This window comes from Pseudomonas sp. LAP_36, from assembly GCF_019456785.1.
GTDB lineage: Bacteria > Pseudomonadota > Gammaproteobacteria > Pseudomonadales > Pseudomonadaceae > Aquipseudomonas > Aquipseudomonas tritici.
The window spans coordinates 1-16,520 of the sequence record NZ_JAHZMS010000018.1; the positions used below are offsets into that span (position 1 = coordinate 1).

Annotated in this window: 15 protein-coding genes; 4 read left to right on the plus strand and 11 right to left on the minus strand. The window is 62.1% G+C overall.

Annotated elements, in window-relative coordinates; genetic code table 11:
* Positions 1-167: 167 nt before the first annotated feature.
* The 10 genes from JBO08_RS27845 to pedF form a co-directional block, all read right to left on the minus strand.
* Complete coding sequence (locus JBO08_RS27845) at positions 168-1,313, minus strand: HlyD family secretion protein (RefSeq protein ID WP_065872364.1); 1,146 nt, start codon at positions 1,311-1,313, stop codon at positions 168-170.
* On the minus strand, positions 1,310-2,956 hold the full coding sequence (locus JBO08_RS27850; RefSeq protein WP_065880004.1) for an MFS transporter: 1,647 nt from the start codon (positions 2,954-2,956) through the stop codon (positions 1,310-1,312). Before JBO08_RS27850 ends, JBO08_RS27845 begins: the two co-directional genes overlap by 4 nt.
* A gap of 238 nt (positions 2,957-3,194) precedes the next feature.
* Positions 3,195-4,658 carry a DASS family sodium-coupled anion symporter gene (locus JBO08_RS27855; protein WP_220075304.1) on the minus strand — a complete coding sequence of 488 codons (1,464 nt, stop codon included), beginning with the start codon at positions 4,656-4,658 and terminating at the stop codon, positions 3,195-3,197.
* A 65-nt stretch (positions 4,659-4,723) separates the two neighbouring features.
* The gene (locus tag JBO08_RS27860) at positions 4,724-6,094 is read right to left on the minus strand and encodes a hybrid sensor histidine kinase/response regulator (RefSeq protein WP_065872367.1); all 1,371 of its coding nucleotides are present in this window, start codon (positions 6,092-6,094) and stop codon (positions 4,724-4,726) included.
* The gene (gene ercA, locus JBO08_RS27865; protein ID WP_065872368.1) at positions 6,078-7,241 is read right to left on the minus strand and encodes an alcohol dehydrogenase-like regulatory protein ErcA; all 1,164 of its coding nucleotides are present in this window, start codon (positions 7,239-7,241) and stop codon (positions 6,078-6,080) included. Before ercA ends, JBO08_RS27860 begins: the two co-directional genes overlap by 17 nt.
* Before the next feature lie 104 nt (positions 7,242-7,345).
* A complete protein-coding gene (gene pqqA, locus JBO08_RS27870; RefSeq protein ID WP_010209364.1) occupies positions 7,346-7,417 on the minus strand; it encodes a pyrroloquinoline quinone precursor peptide PqqA in 72 nt (23 codons plus the stop codon).
* A gap of 242 nt (positions 7,418-7,659) precedes the next feature.
* The gene (locus JBO08_RS27875; RefSeq protein WP_065872369.1) at positions 7,660-9,180 is read right to left on the minus strand and encodes an aldehyde dehydrogenase family protein; all 1,521 of its coding nucleotides are present in this window, start codon (positions 9,178-9,180) and stop codon (positions 7,660-7,662) included.
* The gene (locus tag JBO08_RS27880; protein ID WP_220075303.1) at positions 9,177-10,142 is read right to left on the minus strand and encodes a quinoprotein relay system zinc metallohydrolase 1; all 966 of its coding nucleotides are present in this window, start codon (positions 10,140-10,142) and stop codon (positions 9,177-9,179) included. The genes JBO08_RS27875 and JBO08_RS27880 overlap by 4 nt, the downstream gene beginning before the upstream one ends.
* Positions 10,139-10,882, minus strand: a complete 744-nt coding sequence (locus JBO08_RS27885; RefSeq protein WP_065872371.1) for a quinoprotein dehydrogenase-associated SoxYZ-like carrier — start codon at positions 10,880-10,882, stop codon at positions 10,139-10,141. Before JBO08_RS27885 ends, JBO08_RS27880 begins: the two co-directional genes overlap by 4 nt.
* Positions 10,883-10,885: 3 nt before the next feature.
* Positions 10,886-11,347 (minus strand): cytochrome c-550 PedF, encoded by a 462-nt coding sequence (gene pedF, locus JBO08_RS27890; protein ID WP_065872372.1) that lies wholly within the window; start codon positions 11,345-11,347, stop codon positions 10,886-10,888.
* A 254-nt stretch (positions 11,348-11,601) separates the two neighbouring features.
* Between pedF and exaA the strand changes: the two genes are divergently transcribed.
* Entirely contained in the window at positions 11,602-13,494 is a 1,893-nt protein-coding gene (exaA, locus tag JBO08_RS27895; RefSeq protein ID WP_220075302.1) for a PQQ-dependent methanol/ethanol family dehydrogenase, read from the plus strand.
* Between the two features lie 134 nt (positions 13,495-13,628).
* Complete coding sequence (locus JBO08_RS27900; RefSeq protein ID WP_220075301.1) at positions 13,629-14,276, plus strand: pentapeptide repeat-containing protein; 648 nt, start codon at positions 13,629-13,631, stop codon at positions 14,274-14,276.
* A gap of 140 nt (positions 14,277-14,416) precedes the next feature.
* On the opposite strand, the gene JBO08_RS27905 is transcribed toward JBO08_RS27900, so the two are convergent.
* A complete protein-coding gene (locus JBO08_RS27905; RefSeq protein WP_065872375.1) occupies positions 14,417-15,043 on the minus strand; it encodes a response regulator transcription factor in 627 nt (208 codons plus the stop codon).
* A gap of 155 nt (positions 15,044-15,198) precedes the next feature.
* Between JBO08_RS27905 and JBO08_RS27910 the strand changes: the two genes are divergently transcribed.
* The gene (locus tag JBO08_RS27910) at positions 15,199-15,738 is read left to right on the plus strand and encodes a PQQ-dependent catabolism-associated CXXCW motif protein (protein ID WP_220075300.1); all 540 of its coding nucleotides are present in this window, start codon (positions 15,199-15,201) and stop codon (positions 15,736-15,738) included.
* 27 nt (positions 15,739-15,765) lie between these two features.
* Entirely contained in the window at positions 15,766-16,431 is a 666-nt protein-coding gene (locus tag JBO08_RS27915) for a response regulator transcription factor (protein WP_065872377.1), read from the plus strand.
* The last annotated feature ends 89 nt before the right edge of the window (positions 16,432-16,520 follow it).

The following is a 16,520-nucleotide window of genomic DNA, read 5'->3' on the forward strand; positions in this document are numbered from 1 at the left end:
ACGCAGCCTCGCCAGGGCTCGACAGCTGCTACGCACTATCACATCTAAAATGTGTAGATACCTATGCTGCGATAGCGGTACATCAGTGAGCGCTGCATCAGCTGACAGAGAGCTATCGCAGCGGTTCAACGATTCGACAAGCCAGCTCCCACATTGACCGCGTTCCGTCAGGGTGGGCTGTTTTTCAGGCGGCCTGCGGTATCGATACTGACAACTACAGACAACCCCGGGCGCAACCGCTCGCTCTCGGCCTGATCCGGATCCACCGTAATCCTGACCGGCACCCGCTGTGCGATCTTCACAAAGTTGCCGGTGGCGTTATCCGCCTGCAACAGGCTGAACTCCGAGCCGGTGGCCGGGGAAATATGCTGCACCGTGCCGTGGAATTTGCGGTGGTTCAGCGCATCCACGGTAAAAGTCACCGGCTGGCCGACCTGCACATTATCCATCTGGGTTTCTTTCATGTTGGCGATCACCCACAGCTGCGGCGGCACCAGCGCCATCAACTGCGCACCGGAGTTGACGTAAGCCCCCAGGCGCACGCCGATCTGCCCCAGTTGGCCGTCACGCGGCGCCGTGATGCGGGTGTTGGACAGGTCGATACGTGCCAACTCCACGGCCGCATCGGCACTCGCCACGGCGGCTTCCAGGGAGCCACGATTGACGATCACCGTCTGCAAATCCTGCCGCGCGATTTCCAGGCTGGCCTGGGCCTGGGCCACTGCTGCAATGGTCTGCGCGTTGGCGGCGCGGGTCACATCCAGCTCGCGCTTGGACACCGAGCCGTCGCTGATCAACGCTTCGTTACGGCGCAGATCGGCCGTGCTCTTGCGCGCCTGCGCCTGGCTGTCCGCCAACGCGGCCTGGCGCAATTTGATCGTGGCCTCGGCGCTGTTGCGCTGTTGTACCACATTGGCCAATGACGCCTTCTGCACCGCCAGCTGCGCCAGCGCCTGGTCCAGGCGCTGCTTGTAGATACGGTCGTCGAGACGTACCAGCAGGTCGCCGGTCTTCACGTACTGGAAATCCTGCACCGGCACTTCGAACACGTAGCCGCTGAGCTGCGGCCCGATAATCGTGACCTGCCCACGCACCAGGGCATTTTCGGTGGTTTCCACCGCACTGCTGAACGGCGGCAATTGCCATGCGTACAGCACGATCAGCACACCGACGATGGCAATCGCGGCAAAGCCCAGGGACGAGATAATCCGCACCCGCAACGGCCGCAACTCGGTAGGCACGGCGCCTGGTGGCGTGCTGCCCTCCGGGGTGGAAGCGATGGCGGTGGTGGTGGTGGTTGAAGGTTCGGTCATGAAGGTGCGCCGCTGGGTTGAACGGGAGTGGTTGCTGCCTTGGTGGTGCTCATCAGCCACAGACTGCGGATAAAGATCCAGCTCATGGTCAGTATCGCGATGATCGCGATCAGCATGAAGACATCGTTGTAGGCCATCACGTTCGCTTCACGGGTGGCCGCCGTGGCGAGGCTGCGAATGCCCATCAGATTACGCAGCTCGGGGTCGGCGACAATACCGCCGTAGGCTGAACCGCCGCTCTGCACTCGCGCGGCCACACGCGGGTCGAGCAGGGTCAGGTGCTCGACGATCATGCTGGAGTGATACTTCTCGCGCACGATCTGGAAGGTGCCAAGCAACGCCGCACCCATCAGGCCGCCGAGGTTCTGGCAAATACCGAACATCACCGAAAAACTCACCAGGTTGCGCGGGTTGGTCAACACGTTCTTGGTGCCCAGCACCATGGTCGGCCCGAGGAAGAACGTACCGCCGAAGCCTAGCAGGAACTGGCTGATGTACAGATTCTGCGGACGGGTCAGGTTGCTGGAGAAGCTGTCCATCACCGACCCCGTGGCCATCAGCGCCAGGGAAATCACCAGCGGCATCAGCAAGTGCGCCGGGTTGATCGTCAACGCACTCACTACCAGCCCGGCAATTGCCCCAGCCAGCATCACCACGTACAGCGTGTGCATCTGCTGGTAGCTCATGTTCAGCATCTGCATGAAACCCACGGCGCCGGTGGACTGCTCGGACAGCACCATGCGAATCAGCACCACCGCCAGCGCCAGGCGAATCATGGTGCCGCTGCCGAGCCAGCGGGTCATCAGCATCGGGTTGCTGCGGTTATGCTCGATGGCGAGGCCGGCCATGATCAACACCAGGGAGCAGGCCGAGGCCACGCCGATCCACGGGGCTTCCAGCCACCAGTCGATGCGGCCCAGGGACAGCACTGCGCAGAGCAAGGCGACGCCGGTCGCGAGGATGGCGAAGGTGAGGAAGTCGAGTTTTTCGAAGGTCTTGAAGCGATCGCCCGGCGGCAACTTGAGCAGGAACACACAGCCCAGGCAGATCAGCGCCAGGCCTAGCTCGAACAGGTACAAGCCGCGCCATTCGGCGATTTGCAGCAAATCTTCGGAGAACAACCGCGCCAATGGCAACGCCAGTTGCGCCGTGCCCAGCCCGAGCACCAGCGCCTTCAAACGCCACTTGGCCGGGAATGCCTGGATCATGTAGTACAAACCCAATGAACTCAGCGCCGCGCCCACCATACCGTGGGCCGCCCGCACGGCGATGGCTGAGCTGAGGTCGTTGACGAACAAGTGGCCGAAAGTGACTAGGGCATAGAGCACCAGGAACACCTCGGTGAATGCGCGCAGGCCGAACTGTTGGCGGAACTTCACCAGCAACAGGTTCATGCATACGTTGGTCATGACATAGGCGGCGGGCAGCCAGGCCATTTCGGCGGTGGTCGCACCGAGTGCGCCTTGCAGGTATTGCAGGTTGGCGATCACCAGCGCGTTGCCCAGGCCCCCGGTGATTGCCACCAGCACGCCGACCATCGCGAACAGCCAACGCTTGTGCGTGGGGTGCAGCGGGGTTGACGGTGAACCGGGGAGGCTTGGCCGCTCGTGGGGTTCCCAGGTGTGGGGGGTGTATGTGTTCATTCGATGACCTAGATGGCCCGACGGGGGAGTCGGTAAAACGGTTACTCAGGGAGTAGTAAACCTGAGCGGAGTTCATCTTGCCATGTTGGGGGTGGAATTGGTCTTGGTGTGGCGGCCTTTAGGCCGGCCTGGGGGGGATTGGGTACATATCCGTTTTTGCGGTCATGGCGGCTATTGGTTCCGCCCTTACGGCGGCTCACTTTTGGAAAAGAGCCCCAAATAACGGATATGTACTCAATCAAACCCAACCCAACCAACTCCAATAAGTCGCCGCAAACACCAACATCAACAGGTACCCAATCAGCGTCACCAGAATCCCCACGTTGGCAAACTGCCGCGCCGTAAACGTCCCCGCCCCCAGGCACACCATGTTCTGCGGCGCATTGATCGGCAGGATAAACCCATAGCTCATCACAAACCCCAACAGCATGGTCATGCCCAACCGGCTGAAATCCCCCGGCAAGGTCTGCAGCACCGCGATCAAAATCGGCAGCAACGCCGAGGTCAACGCCGTGGCGCTGGCGAATCCCAGATGAATCAGGATCAGGAATGCGCCGAGGATTGCAAACACACCCAAGGGCCCAACTTGATCCAACCCCGTGTGGGCCACGACAGCAGAACCCAGCCATTGCCCGGCCTGGGTGGTCAGCAGCGCCGTGCCGAGGCTGATGCCAACCCCGAACACAATCACCGTGCCCCACGGAATGCGTGACTGCACATCCTTCCAGGTCATCACGCCGATACCCGGCAATAGCAGAAACACCAGCCCGGCGTAGGTCGTGGAGGTGGTGTCGAAACTGTGCAGGCGCCCTTCCGTGGCCCAGGCCAGCAGCAGCAATACCGAAACGCTCAACAGGCGCTTCTGCGGCCCGGTCATGGGCCCTATCTCCACCAGCGACTGCGCCACCGCCTCTTTACCGCCGGGGATGCTGTCGGTTTCCGGCGGCAGCAATTTGAGCACCAGGAACAGCAACACCGCCGACATGATCAACGCCCACGGCGCGCCGGCGATCAGCCAGTCGATCCATGACACGCGCTGACCCAGCATCTTGTCCATGAAGCCGACCGTCAGCAGGTTCTGTGCGGCGGCGGTCTGGATGCCGACGTTCCAGATGCTGGTGCCCTGGGCGACGACGATCATGATGCCGGCGGCGATATTCGAGCGTTTGTCGACACCAAAGGCCGCGATCACACCCATCATGATCGGCACCACGCAGGCACTGCGCGCCGTAGCGCTAGGCACCACCAGGCTGAGCAGGATAGTCACCGCAATCGCCCCCAGCAGGATGCGCCGGGTGCTGGTGCCGACCCGACTCAACGTCACCAAGGCGATGCGCCGATCCAGGCCGGTGTGGGTCATGGCGGCGGCGATAAACAGCGCGCCGGCCACCAGCGCCAACGCCGGGTTGGAGAACCCGGTAAGGGCCATGCTGATCGCCGGGCTGGTGCCGATCACATGCGTCGGGTCTTGCAGCGACGGCGCGGTACCCAGCAAAAACGCTATCAGCGAAGTGATCATGATCGCGCTGGCTTCATAGGACACCGCTTCGGTGATCCACACCACCACGGCAAACGCGAGGATCGCCAGCATGCGGTGCCCGGCCACCGGCAAGTCGGCGGGCAGCGGCAACAGCAGCACGCCGGTCATTACCAGCACCGCGATAACCAGGCCCAAGGGTAATTTAAAGGATGCCGCGCTCATCGGGTGCTCCAAGGCTCTAGATCAGAGCCCTGAGCATGGGGCAAAACCACCTGCGGCGTGTTGACCTAGGCCAATAACTGACTCAACACCGCGCGCAATTTGCCGGGCTTAACCGGTTTGTTCAACAGCGGTGCTTCGAGGCGACGCAAGGCACGTCGACATTGGTCAGTACGGTCAGCCGTGATGATCACCGCAGGAATGTGCTGCTCGAAATGCTCGCGCAGGTGCTTGACCACCGCACAGCCCACCACCCCATGGTCCAAGTGATAGTCCGCCAGGATCAGCTCCGGCGCCCTGCCCTGCAAGGCCAGCAACGCACCCGCCTGGTCGGTGGCGGTGACCACTTCGCAGCCCCACTGCCCGAGCAGCGCGCGCATGCTCTCGAGGATGCTCACTTCGTTGTCGATCACCAGCAAACGCCGCCCTGGCAGCGGGTTGCCCGTGGTCGGTTGCACCGGCAACTGGCTGATCGGCAGGGGCATTTCGTCACTCAACGGCACCTCGATGCTGAACATCGAACCCCGCCCCGGCCAGGAACGCACGGCAATCGGATACCCCAGAATCTCGGCAATACGCTCGACAATCGCCAGCCCCAGCCCTACCCCCTTGCGGTCCGAGGCGCGGCCGACGTCGAGCTGGTTGAACTCGAGGAAGATCGCCTCCAGCCGGTCGGCCGCAATCCCGCGACCGGTGTCCCACACTTCCAGGCGCAGGCGATCCCCTCGGCGTCGAGCACCGAGCAGGATGCAACCTTCGTCGGTATAACGACAGGCATTGCTGAGGAAATTACGCAGAATCCGCGTCAACAGCCGCAAGTCGGTATTGATCGCATAACAGCCGGTGCGCACCCGCAGGTTCAACCCGGCCGCCTGGGCGACAGATTGAAACTCCGAAACCAGCGGCGCGAACAGCTCGTCCAGCCGATACAACGCCACGTCCGGTTTGACCGCCGCCTGATCCAGCCGCGAGATATCGAGCAAATCGGTGAGCAAATCCTCGGCGCCTTCCAGCGCCTGGTGCGTGCGCTCCACCAGCACCTGCTCAACGCTGGGCAACTGTCGCTCGCGCAAGGTGGCGATCAGCAATCGCGCGGCATTCAACGGCTGCAGCAGGTCATGGCTGGCGGCGGCGAGGTATTTGTCCTTGCTGCGGTTGGCGGCCTGGGCGGCGTCACGGGCATCGCGCAGGTCCTGTTCGATCTGTTCGCGCTGGGCGATCTGCTGTTGCAGGTTGAGGTTGGCTTCGAGCAGTTCATCGGTGCGCGCGGCGACGCGCTGTTCCAGCTCATCGTTGAGGCGGATATAGCGGTTGCGCTCGGCCTCCAGCTCGTCCAGTCGCGCGGCGAGTTCCGGGTAATGGCTCTTGCGCGCGGAGTGATTGCCCAGCCCCAGCAACCCCGCGAGGGCGCGTTGCTGGTCCTCAGAGCGCTTCGCCATAGACAACCTCGACGTCGCGCTGGCTCGACTCCCTCGGATTCGTGAGGATGCACGGGTCATGCATCGCATGCTGGGACAGGAACGGAATGTCCGCCACGCGCACGCCATGCAGGCCGAGGGTTTCATGGAAGCCAATCGCGTGCTTCAGTGCGATCAGATGCTCCACCAGCCGTCCGCAGATCTGCCGATGATTGAGGCCGCGGCAGTCGATGCCGAACGTCTCGGCAATCACCTGGAAACGCTCCGGCGCCGAGTTGTAGTTGAACGCCACCACATGCTCCACCAGCACCGCGTTGCACAAGCCATGGGGCAAATCGAGGAAGCCACCCAGGCTGTGGGACATGGCATGCACCGCGCCAAGGATCGCATTGGAAAACGCCAGGCCGGCCTGCATGCTGCCGAGCATGATTTTCTCGCGCAGGGCAATGTCGCCGGGGTTGGCGATCATCTGCACCAGGTTGCCGTTGATCAGGCGCATCGCCTCCAGCGCATGCGGGTCGGTCAGCGGACCATGGCCGGTGGAGACGAACGCTTCGATGGCATGCACCAGTGCGTCAATACCGGTACAGGCGGACAGGAACGGGTCCATGGTGGCGGTGGTTTCCGGGTCGATCAGCGACACGTCCGGCACCACCGCCTTGCTGACGATGGAGAACTTCATGCGTTCCTGCTGGTTGGAGATGATTACGAACTGCGAGACATCCGCCGAGGTGCCGGCGGTGGTTGGGATGAGGATCAGTGGCGGGCTGGGCACACGAATGGTATCCACGCCCTCGAACTCAAGGATGCTGCGCCCGTGGGCCACCACAATGCCGATGGCCTTGCCGCAATCCATCGGGCTACCGCCGCCAATGGCCACGATCACATCGCAGTGGTTTTCGCGGTACACCTCGGCACCGAGCATCACTTCTTCGACGCGGGGGTTGGGCGACACGGCGGTGTACAGGCAGTAGTCGACACCAATGGCTTGCAGGCTGGCTTCCACATCAGCCACCCAACCGGCGGCGATCACCCCGGGGTCGCTGACCACCAGCACCTTGCGCGCGCCAAAGGTCTTGGCATAGTTGCCGACGTTGTGCCGGCAGCCGGCACCAAAGATGATTTCAGGCGAGACGAATTTACGCAGAAGGCTCAGATTTGGGCTCATTGGAAAGCCTGTTTTTATTATTTTGGAAGAATGCGCTCCACACTAACTCATCCGGCTGCGATTGCAATCAGACCAAAGAGGCATCCTTCCTGCAGCACCCGAGATCAGCGGCTAGCGAAGTACATAGTGACTTCGAAGCCGATACGCAGGTCGGTAAACGCGGGTTTGGTCCACATGGGGGTTAGTCCTCTTGTTGTGCCGGAAGATTCCGGTAAGGGCATTAATGCATGGGTGGGTGGAGGAGCGAATGCTACTTTCGAAGTAGCGAAGACACTGCATTAGTCGCGGATAGATGCCAATCAAAATGTGGGAGCTGGCTTGCCTGCGATAGCGCTGGGTCAGATACAAATCAGTCGCTGATACACCGCTATCGCAGGCAAGCCAGCTCCCACAGTGGATTGCATTTCAGGTTTGAGGGTTAGAAGAAACCCAGTGGATTGATGTCGTAGCTCACCAGCAGGTTTTTGGTCTGTTGGTAATGGTCGAGCATCATCTTGTGGTTCTCACGCCCCACGCCCGACTTCTTGTACCCACCAAACGCCGCATGCGCCGGGTACAGGTGATAACAGTTGGTCCACACACGCCCGGCCTTGATCGCTCGGCCCATGCGGTACGCGCGGTTGATGTCGCGGGTCCACAAACCGGCGCCCAGGCCGAACTCGCTGTCATTGGCTATCGCCAACGCTTCGGCCTCGTCCTTGAAGGTGGTCACGCCCACTACCGGCCCGAAGATTTCCTCTTGGAACACGCGCATTTTGTTGTGGCCCTTGAGCAGGGTCGGCTGGATGTAATAGCCGCTGGACAGGTCGCCTTCCAGACGCTCGGCCGCGCCGCCAGCCAGCAGTACCGCGCCCTCTTCCTGAGCGATCTTCAGGTAGGAAAGGATCTTGTCGTATTGCTGCTCGGACGCCTGGGCGCCGACCATGGTTTCGGTGTCCAGTGGGTTGCCGCGCTTGATCTTGACGATCTTCTTCATCACCTCGGCCATGAACGCATCGTAGATCGACTCCTGCACCAGCGCCCGCGATGGGCAGGTGCACACTTCGCCCTGGTTGAAGAACGCCAGCACCAGGCCTTCGGCGGCTTTTTCGATAAATTGCGGCTCGGCCTGCATGATGTCTTCAAAGAAGATATTCGGCGACTTGCCACCCAGCTCTACGGTGGACGGAATAATGTTCTCGGCCGCCGCGTGCATGATGTGCGCGCCCACCGGGGTGGAGCCGGTAAAGGCGATCTTGGCGATGCGCTTGCTGGTGGCCAACGCCTCCCCCGCTTCGCGGCCAAAGCCTTGCACGATGTTGAGCACGCCCGGCGGCAGCAGATCATTGATCAGCTCGGCAAATACCATGATCGACAGCGGCGTCTGCTCAGCTGGCTTGAGCACGATGCAGTTACCGGCGGCCAACGCCGGCGCAAGTTTCCACGCGGCCATCAGCAGCGGGAAGTTCCACGGAATGATCTGCCCGACCACACCCAACGGCTCGTGGAAGTGATAGGCGGTGGTCAGTTCGTTGATCTCGGCGGCGCCGCCTTCCTGGGCGCGGATGCAACCGGCGAAGTAGCGGAAATGGTCAGCAGCCAGCGGCACGTCGGCGTTGAGGGTTTCGCGCACGGCCTTGCCGTTGTCCCAGGTCTCGGCCACGGCCAGCACTTCGAGGTTCTGCTCGATGCGGTCGGCGATTTTCAGCAACACCCGCGAGCGGTCCTGGGCCGATGTCTTGCCCCAGGCATCAGCGGCGGCGTGGGCGGCGTCGAGGGCCTTGTCGATATCGGCGGCGCTGGAGCGCGGGAACTCGGCGATGACTTCGCCGGTGACCGGCGAGGTATTGGTGAAGTACTCGCCATTGATCGGCGCGACAAACTCACCGCCGATGTAATTGCCGTAGCGCGGCTTGAAGCTGACGATGGCGCCGGGGGTGCCAGGTTGTGCGTAGATCATGGTGAGGCCTCTGTTTGTTGTGGGTGTTGTCTGGGGTGCAGGCGTTGCATCTGCTCGCGTTCGTACTGCGGGTACAGGTGGGTCACGCTGCGGATCAGTTCGTAGCGGCTGAGGTTGATCGCCGCGAAACGTTCGGGGATCGGGCTGCGGATCAGCTCAGGCATATCGCGACCTTGGACGGCGCCGTCACGCAGGAGCTGGTCGAGCCAGGTGAGGTAGTCGCGCATCTGTTCGAAGGGTTTTGCATCCGCCGCAATAGGGCCGTGGCCGGGCACGATCAGGGTCCAGGGCAAGCCTTGCAGGGTGGCGATATCCGCCAGCCACAGTGCAAGGCCCGGTGAATTGGGCGTGGTGAGCGCGCGCTGGTAGAACACCAGGTCACCGGCAAACAGCACGCCGGTCTTCCGGTCGTGTATCGCCAGGTCGGCACCGGTATGGCCGCGCAGGTGCAGCAGTTGCAGGTCGTGGCTGCCGAAGGTTTTTGCACCCGCTTGCAACACTTCACTCGGCAACACCACTTCAGTGCCGCGCATCCAGTCGCCAACCCTGCGGTACAGGTTCTCGGCCATGCTGTCGCCCTGCTCGTGCAGTAACTCGGCGGTGCCGGCCAGGGCGCCGATGGGCACCGCCTTGAACGCTTGGTTGCCGAGCGCATGGTCGGGGTGGTGGTGAGTCAGCAACACCTGGATCACCGGCTTATCGGTGACGCTGGCGATGGCCTGTCGCAAGGCTTCGCCGTAGCGCTTGGACGGCCCGGTGTCGATCACCACCACACCGGGTTCGGTGACGATGAACCCGACGTTGACGATGTTGCCGCCATTGTCCTTGCCGAAATTGTCGGTGCTGCCCTCCAGCAGCCAGGTGTCGTCGGCGATCAGGCGGGGTTTCAGGCCGTAATCCAGCTCGGCCAGCACCGGCTGGCTGAGCATGATCAGCCAGAGCAGAATCCAGCGACGGGTCATGGGATGACCGCTTCGAATTGACTGCCGCTGGTGTCGCGCAAGGTCAAACGCGTGGGGCCGGTGCCTTCGATGTCGAAGGCCAGGTTGGGGTTTTCGCTGACGGCGGGGAACAGTTCCAGGCGCGCCAAGACGGCGTTATCAGCGCCGCGCAACTCAGCGCTGTTGATGAAGAACTCGGGGATACCGCTGACCATGCCGTTATCCATCGGATGGGCAACTTGCAGCTTCACCCGGCTGAATTCGGCGCGCGGGTAGCGCCCGCCGAGCACTTCGCCGAGGTGGTCTTCCCAACCCGCTTGCGTGCGCACCACGCTCGGCGCCGTGCAACCGCCGCCGGCGGCATCGATCAGGGTTGAGCCGACGTGCCACATGCCATCCCGGGTCAACACCGCTGCGCGCAACGGCGTGGCCTGTTCGATGCGAATCCGGATCGACAGCCACGGCAGCACGCGCTGCACCGGCTGGAAGTCGACAATCTGTGGCAGCGGGTTGAGTTCGGCCCAGGCAAGGATCTTCACCACCTCGCCCTTGAACGCACGAGCATCAATCTCCAACGGCACCTGGCGCGCGTCCTCGGCGAACGGCGGCGCCAAGAGCTTCACGCGCGCGTCGAATACGAACGGCGCATTGTCGAGGAAACGCTGGTGGTAGTAGCCCCACATCACCGAGGGCACCGGGTCGACGGGCGCGCCCCAGGCCAGCATCGGCAAACAGCAGACCCACCACCCGCGCAGAAGCATGGCTTACTCCTCGACGTGCACGCTGTCGAGGTAGGTGCGCACCGCCCACAGGGCTTCCTGGCTCAGGTAGTCAGCCATTTTCGGCATGTACACCCGGCCATCGCGTACGGCGCCGTGGCGGACCCGCTCGACAAACCACTCATCCCCGGCGTCACCGGCATCCAGCATGCGCAGGTCGGGGGCGATCCCACCGGACTTGGCTTCCAGGCCATGGCACGCCGCGCAGTTCTGGTTGTACGCCGAGGCACCGACTTCGACGGCCTTGTCATGCTCCGGGGAGGTGCGATACGGGTTGGTCGCGGCCCAGCCATCGGCGTCCAGCGGCACGCCGGCCTCCTTGATCGGGGTCAGGCCTTTGGTTTCCACGGCCGTTGGGGTCACGTTGCCGTGGGCCCAGGCGGAACCGGCACCTATCGCAGCGGTAAGGAGGCAGGCGGTCAGCAAGGCGTTGCGTTTTGTTGTCATTATTTTTTCCCTCAGGAGTGCACGCAAAACCTCTTGGCAGAGGCTATGGCAACCATCTTAGGAAGCGCCCGGCAGCACCCGTATGCTGCTTTGGTGGGCGGGTTCTCATCCGTTGGTAGCAGGCCTTGTGGGGCACTGCTAAATCAGAGGCGGTTCGGGAAATTGTCCCGGCAACACCGGGACTTTTTCCGTATTCGCCAACCCGTCCAGGCAGCAACCTGTGCAGGCCAAAACCTCCACTGGGAACTGCAACCATGACAATAAGATCGCTACCCGCCCGCTCACCCCTAAGCCTTGCCGTGCAAGCCTTTCTGCTGGTGGGCAGCCTGTCCCTCAGTGCTGCAAGCTCTGCTGCCGTCGAACCTGCGAAGCCAACCCACAACGTCACCTGGGAAGACATCGCCAACGACCACCTGACGACCAAGGACGTGCTGCAATACGGCATGGGCACCAACGCCCAACGCTGGAGCCCCCTGGCCCAGGTCAACGACAAGAACGTGTTCAAGCTCACCCCGGCCTGGTCCTACTCGTTCGGCGACGAGAAGCAACGCGGCCAGGAATCCCAGGCCATCGTCAATGACGGCGTGGTCTACGTCACCGGCTCGTATTCCCGTGTGTTCGCCCTTGATGCGAAGACCGGCAAGCGCCTGTGGACCTACAACCACCGCCTGCCCGACAACATTCGCCCGTGCTGTGACGTGGTCAACCGTGGCGCGGCGATCTTTGGCGACAAGATCTACTTCGGCACCCTCGACGCGCGCCTGATTTCCCTCGACAAAAACACCGGCAAAGTGGTGTGGAACAAGAAGTTTGGTGACCACGCCGCCGGCTACACCATGACCGGCGCCCCGGTGCTGGTCAAAGACAAGGTCAGCGGCAAGGTGCTGCTGATCCACGGCAGCTCCGGCGATGAATTCGGCGTGGTCGGCCAATTGTTTGCGCGCGACCCGGACACCGGCGAAGAGGTCTGGATGCGTCCGTTCGTGGAAGGCCATATGGGCCGCCTGAACGGCAAGGACAGCACCCCGACCGGCGACGTCAAGGCTCCTTCGTGGCCAAATGACCCGACCACCGAAACCGGCAAAGTCGAGGCCTGGAGCCACGGCGGCGGCGCGCCTTGGCAGAGCGCGAGCTTTGATGCCGAGACCAACACCATCATCGTCGGTGCCGGCAACCCTGGCCCATGGAACACCTGGGCGCGCACCTCCAAGGACGGCAACCCCCACGATTTCGACAGCCTCTACACCTCGGGCCAGGTCGGCGTCGACCCCAGCACCGGCGAAGTGAAGTGGTTCTACCAGCACACGCCGAACGATGCCTGGGACTTCTCCGGCAACAACGAACTGGTGCTGTTCGACTACAAGGACAAGGACGGCAAGGTCATCAAGGCCACCGGCCACGCTGACCGCAACGGCTTCTTCTATGTGGTGGACCGCAACAACGGCAAGCTGCAGAACGCCTTCCCGTTTGTCGACAACATCACTTGGGCCAGCCACATCGACCTGAAGACCAGCCGCCCCGTGGAGAACGAAGGCCAGCGTCCGGCCAAGCCATTGCCCGGTGAAACCAAGGGCAAGCCGGTGGAAGTCTCGCCGCCGTTCCTTGGTGGCAAAAACTGGAATCCCATGGCCTACAGCCAGGACACCGGCCTGTTCTACATCCCGGGCAATCAGTGGAAAGAGGAGTACTGGACCGAAGAGGTCAACTACAAGAAAGGCTCGGCTTACCTTGGGATGGGCTTTCGCATCAAGCGTATGTATGACGACCACGTTGGCACCCTGCGTGCGATGAACCCGACCACCGGCAAGGTGGTGTGGGAACACAAGGAAGCCCTGCCGCTGTGGGCCGGCGTGCTGGCGACCAAGGGCAACCTGGTGTTCACCGGGACCGGCGACGGTTTCTTCAAGGCTTTCGACGCAAAAACCGGCAAGGAACTGTGGAAGTTCCAGACCGGCAGCGGCATCGTCTCGCCGCCGATCACCTGGGAACAGGATGGCGAGCAGTACGTCGGCGTGACGGTCGGCTATGGCGGCGCGGTGCCGCTGTGGGGCGGCGACATGGCCGAGCTGACCAAGCCGGTGGCACAGGGTGGGTCGTTCTGGGTGTTCAAGATCCCGAGTTGGGATAACAAGACTGCCCAGAAATAACCCCCTATCCCCGTCGTGGCAGCTGTCGAGCCCCAGCGAGGCTGCGTCCGCGGTGTGTCAGGCACGCCGCCAACGCAGCCTCGCCGGGGCTCGACAGCTGCTACGGCCGGGAGCCTGTTTGAAGAGGTTTCGAGATGAACTACCTGCCTTTATTACTGCTACTGTCCCTACCCTTAGCTCACGCTGACGACGGCGACGACGCCCCCCTGATCATCAACGGTTGCACCATCGCCGAACACAGCCAGTGCCCCGGCGCCAACCTCAAGGGCGCCAACCTGCGCAACCAGAACCTGAGCAAAATGAACCTGGCCGGTGCCGATTTGCGCGATGCGGATTTGCGCCACGCCAACCTGGACCTCGCCAACCTGGAAAAAGCCCAACTGCAAGGCGCCAACCTGACCCGCGCCAGCCTGCAGCAAGCCAATCTGCGCCTGGCCGACTTTACCGGTGCCACGTTGATGGCCGTGCAAGGCTGGGGGATGTTTGCCCAGGGCGCGCAATTCGAAAACGCCAACCTCAGCGCGGCCTACCTGCAATTTGCACGGTTGTCAGGGGCGAAGATGCACAAGGCCAACCTGCGTGCGGCTGACCTGGAAATGACGTGGTTGAGCAAGGCCGACCTGCAAGGGGCGGACCTCAGTGATGCCAATCTGCAGGAGGCCAAGTTCGGTGAAAGCAACCTGGAGAAGGCCACGCTCACGGGGAGTCGCCAGCACTATGCGAACTTTCAGGATGCGAATATGGAGGGCTGCACGGACTGCCCCACAACTTGGGATCGCTGAGACAACGCAATCCAAATGTGGGAGCGGCGGTGCGACGATTCGACTTGCTCGCGAATGCGGTGGATCAGTAATGGATTGGGTGACTGACACACTGCATTCGCGAGCAAGCCCGCTCCCACAGGGGATTTGCGTCGCCACTGTCATCCCGCCACCCGCACCACCCCCATATCAATCCCCAAATGCACCAACTCAGCATGGGAACTCACCTGCAGCTTGCTCTTGAGCAAGGTCAGGTAATTGGACACGGTCTTGCTGCTGATACTCAGCTGGGCCGCAATCGAGCGGGCCGGGGTACCTCTGGCGAGCATCAGGAAAATCTCCAGTTCGCGCTGGGTCATGCTCTGCAAACGGCGGTCTGTGGGGTGATAGGCCAGTTGGGTCGCCAGGTCCTGTTCGATATAGGTGTGACCGTCGAGGATGCGCTCCACCGCATCCAGCATCACCGCAGGCGACGCGCTTTTGGTCAGGTAGCCCGATGCGCCCGCCTCCAGAGCCTGGCGCACCAGGGGCAACTCGGCGTGCTGGCTGAAAAACAGCACGCGCAACTGCGGCAAGCGCTGGCGCAGGCGGCGAGTAGTTTCCAGGCCGCTGATGCCCGGCAGGCCGAAGCCGATGATCACAAGGTTGGGCACCGCCTCATGCACGCGCGCCAGGGCTTCTTCGCCACTGGCCGCGTCACGCACCACCACGCCCGGCAGGCCGCTGCGCAACAGCCCGGCATAGCCCAGGCGGACCACGGCGTGATCATCGACCAACAGGATATTCATAATGCCTCCAATGGCAGCGGCTCTCGTCCCATGCTAGAACCCCGCGCCGCGCCGCGACCTACTACTTTGGTACTGGTTTTGCTGTCTATCGTCGCATTCCCAAGGCAGCGGGACTGGCGTGTAATAGGTGCATAACGATAACGACTGGACCCACCATGCTGCCCGTTCGACTGCCCCTAGCGGCCCTGTTGTGCCTGTTCATCACGCACGTACACGCCGACCCACCCCTGTTTTCCGCCGACGGCTACCGCATCAGCCTGTACCGCAGTCCTACGCCCGATCAACTGCCCGCTGCGACCATCGTCGACACCCCGGCCCTGCAAGCCCTGCTCAACCAGACGCCCGCACCGGTTCTGATCGACGTGTACCGGCGCCAGTGGCTGCAAGGCCGTTTCATCGAAGACCAGCCCCACGCCAACCTGCCCGGCAGCCACTGGCTGGCCAACACCGGCGACGGTGACCTCTCACCGGAATGGCAAGGCTATCTCGTGCGACATCTGTACAAGTTCACCGGCGGCAACCTGGCACGCCCGCTGGTGTTCTACTGCCGCTCCGATTGCTGGCTGAGTTGGAACGCGGTAAAACGAGCCGCCGAGCTGGGCTATACCTCTGTGTACTGGTATCGCGATGGCTTGGATGCATGGGAAGCGGCAAACCTGCCAGTGATGGCTGCGACACCCGAACCCTTTGAATAAAAAACCACAACAAGAAGGTGAACGGCCATGTACAAAATTTTGATTGCCGACGATCACCCGCTGTTTCGCGAGGCGATCCACAACGTTATCAGCGACGGCTTTCCCGGCAGCGAGGTGATGGAAACCGCCGACCTGGAGAGTGCCCTCGCCCTGACCCAGGAACACGACGACCTCGACCTGATCCTGCTGGATTTGAACATGCCCGGCATGCATGGCCTCAACGGTTTGATCAACCTGCGCAACGAGTCACCGACCATCCCGGTGGTGATTGTCTCGGCCGAACAGGACAAGCAAATCGTGCTGCAAGCCATCACGTATGGCGCCGTGGGGTTTATCACCAAGTCCTCGCCACGCCTGCAGATGACCGAGGCGATCCAACAGATTCTCAACGGCAACGTGTACCTGCCGCCGGACATCATCCGCTCCCAGAAAAACACCGGGCAACGGCGCATGAACGACAACCCCGGTTTCGCCCCGGAACTGTTGCAGGCGCTGACGCGCAAGCAACTGCTGGTGTTGGAACGGATGACCAAGGGCGAGTCGAACAAGCAGATTGCGTACACCCTGGAGATTGCCGAGACCACGGTGAAGGCGCATGTGTCGGCGATCCTGCGCAAGTTGAATGTGCATAATCGGGTGCAGGCGATACTCAGTGCCGGGGATATTGATTTCGGCTCCTACCTGCGGCGCTGAACCTCCAGACAGAACACAAAACCAAATGTGGGAGCAACTGTCTTGATGGTTTTCATCAAGCCATTTTTTCCAGAGGCGGCAACGCTCCC

What these genes read in the sequence shown, in the direction of transcription:
- exaA (WP_220075302.1), top strand. Translation starts at nt 11,602, where the DNA reads ATGACAATAAGATCGCTACCCGCCCGCTCACCCCTAAGCCTTGCCGTG.
- JBO08_RS27905 (WP_065872375.1), bottom strand. Translation starts at nt 15,043, where the DNA reads ATGAATATCCTGTTGGTCGATGATCACGCCGTGGTCCGCCTGGGCTAT.
- pedF (WP_065872372.1), bottom strand. Translation starts at nt 11,347, where the DNA reads ATGACAACAAAACGCAACGCCTTGCTGACCGCCTGCCTCCTTACCGCT.
- JBO08_RS27910 (WP_220075300.1), top strand. Translation starts at nt 15,199, where the DNA reads ATGCTGCCCGTTCGACTGCCCCTAGCGGCCCTGTTGTGCCTGTTCATC.
- JBO08_RS27850 (WP_065880004.1), bottom strand. Translation starts at nt 2,956, where the DNA reads ATGAACACATACACCCCCCACACCTGGGAACCCCACGAGCGGCCAAGC.
- JBO08_RS27880 (WP_220075303.1), bottom strand. Translation starts at nt 10,142, where the DNA reads ATGACCCGTCGCTGGATTCTGCTCTGGCTGATCATGCTCAGCCAGCCG.
- JBO08_RS27855 (WP_220075304.1), bottom strand. Translation starts at nt 4,658, where the DNA reads ATGAGCGCGGCATCCTTTAAATTACCCTTGGGCCTGGTTATCGCGGTG.
- JBO08_RS27845 (WP_065872364.1), bottom strand. Translation starts at nt 1,313, where the DNA reads ATGACCGAACCTTCAACCACCACCACCACCGCCATCGCTTCCACCCCG.
- ercA (WP_065872368.1), bottom strand. Translation starts at nt 7,241, where the DNA reads ATGAGCCCAAATCTGAGCCTTCTGCGTAAATTCGTCTCGCCTGAAATC.
- JBO08_RS27885 (WP_065872371.1), bottom strand. Translation starts at nt 10,882, where the DNA reads ATGCTTCTGCGCGGGTGGTGGGTCTGCTGTTTGCCGATGCTGGCCTGG.
- JBO08_RS27875 (WP_065872369.1), bottom strand. Translation starts at nt 9,180, where the DNA reads ATGATCTACGCACAACCTGGCACCCCCGGCGCCATCGTCAGCTTCAAG.
- JBO08_RS27915 (WP_065872377.1), top strand. Translation starts at nt 15,766, where the DNA reads ATGTACAAAATTTTGATTGCCGACGATCACCCGCTGTTTCGCGAGGCG.
- JBO08_RS27900 (WP_220075301.1), top strand. Translation starts at nt 13,629, where the DNA reads ATGAACTACCTGCCTTTATTACTGCTACTGTCCCTACCCTTAGCTCAC.
- JBO08_RS27860 (WP_065872367.1), bottom strand. Translation starts at nt 6,094, where the DNA reads ATGGCGAAGCGCTCTGAGGACCAGCAACGCGCCCTCGCGGGGTTGCTG.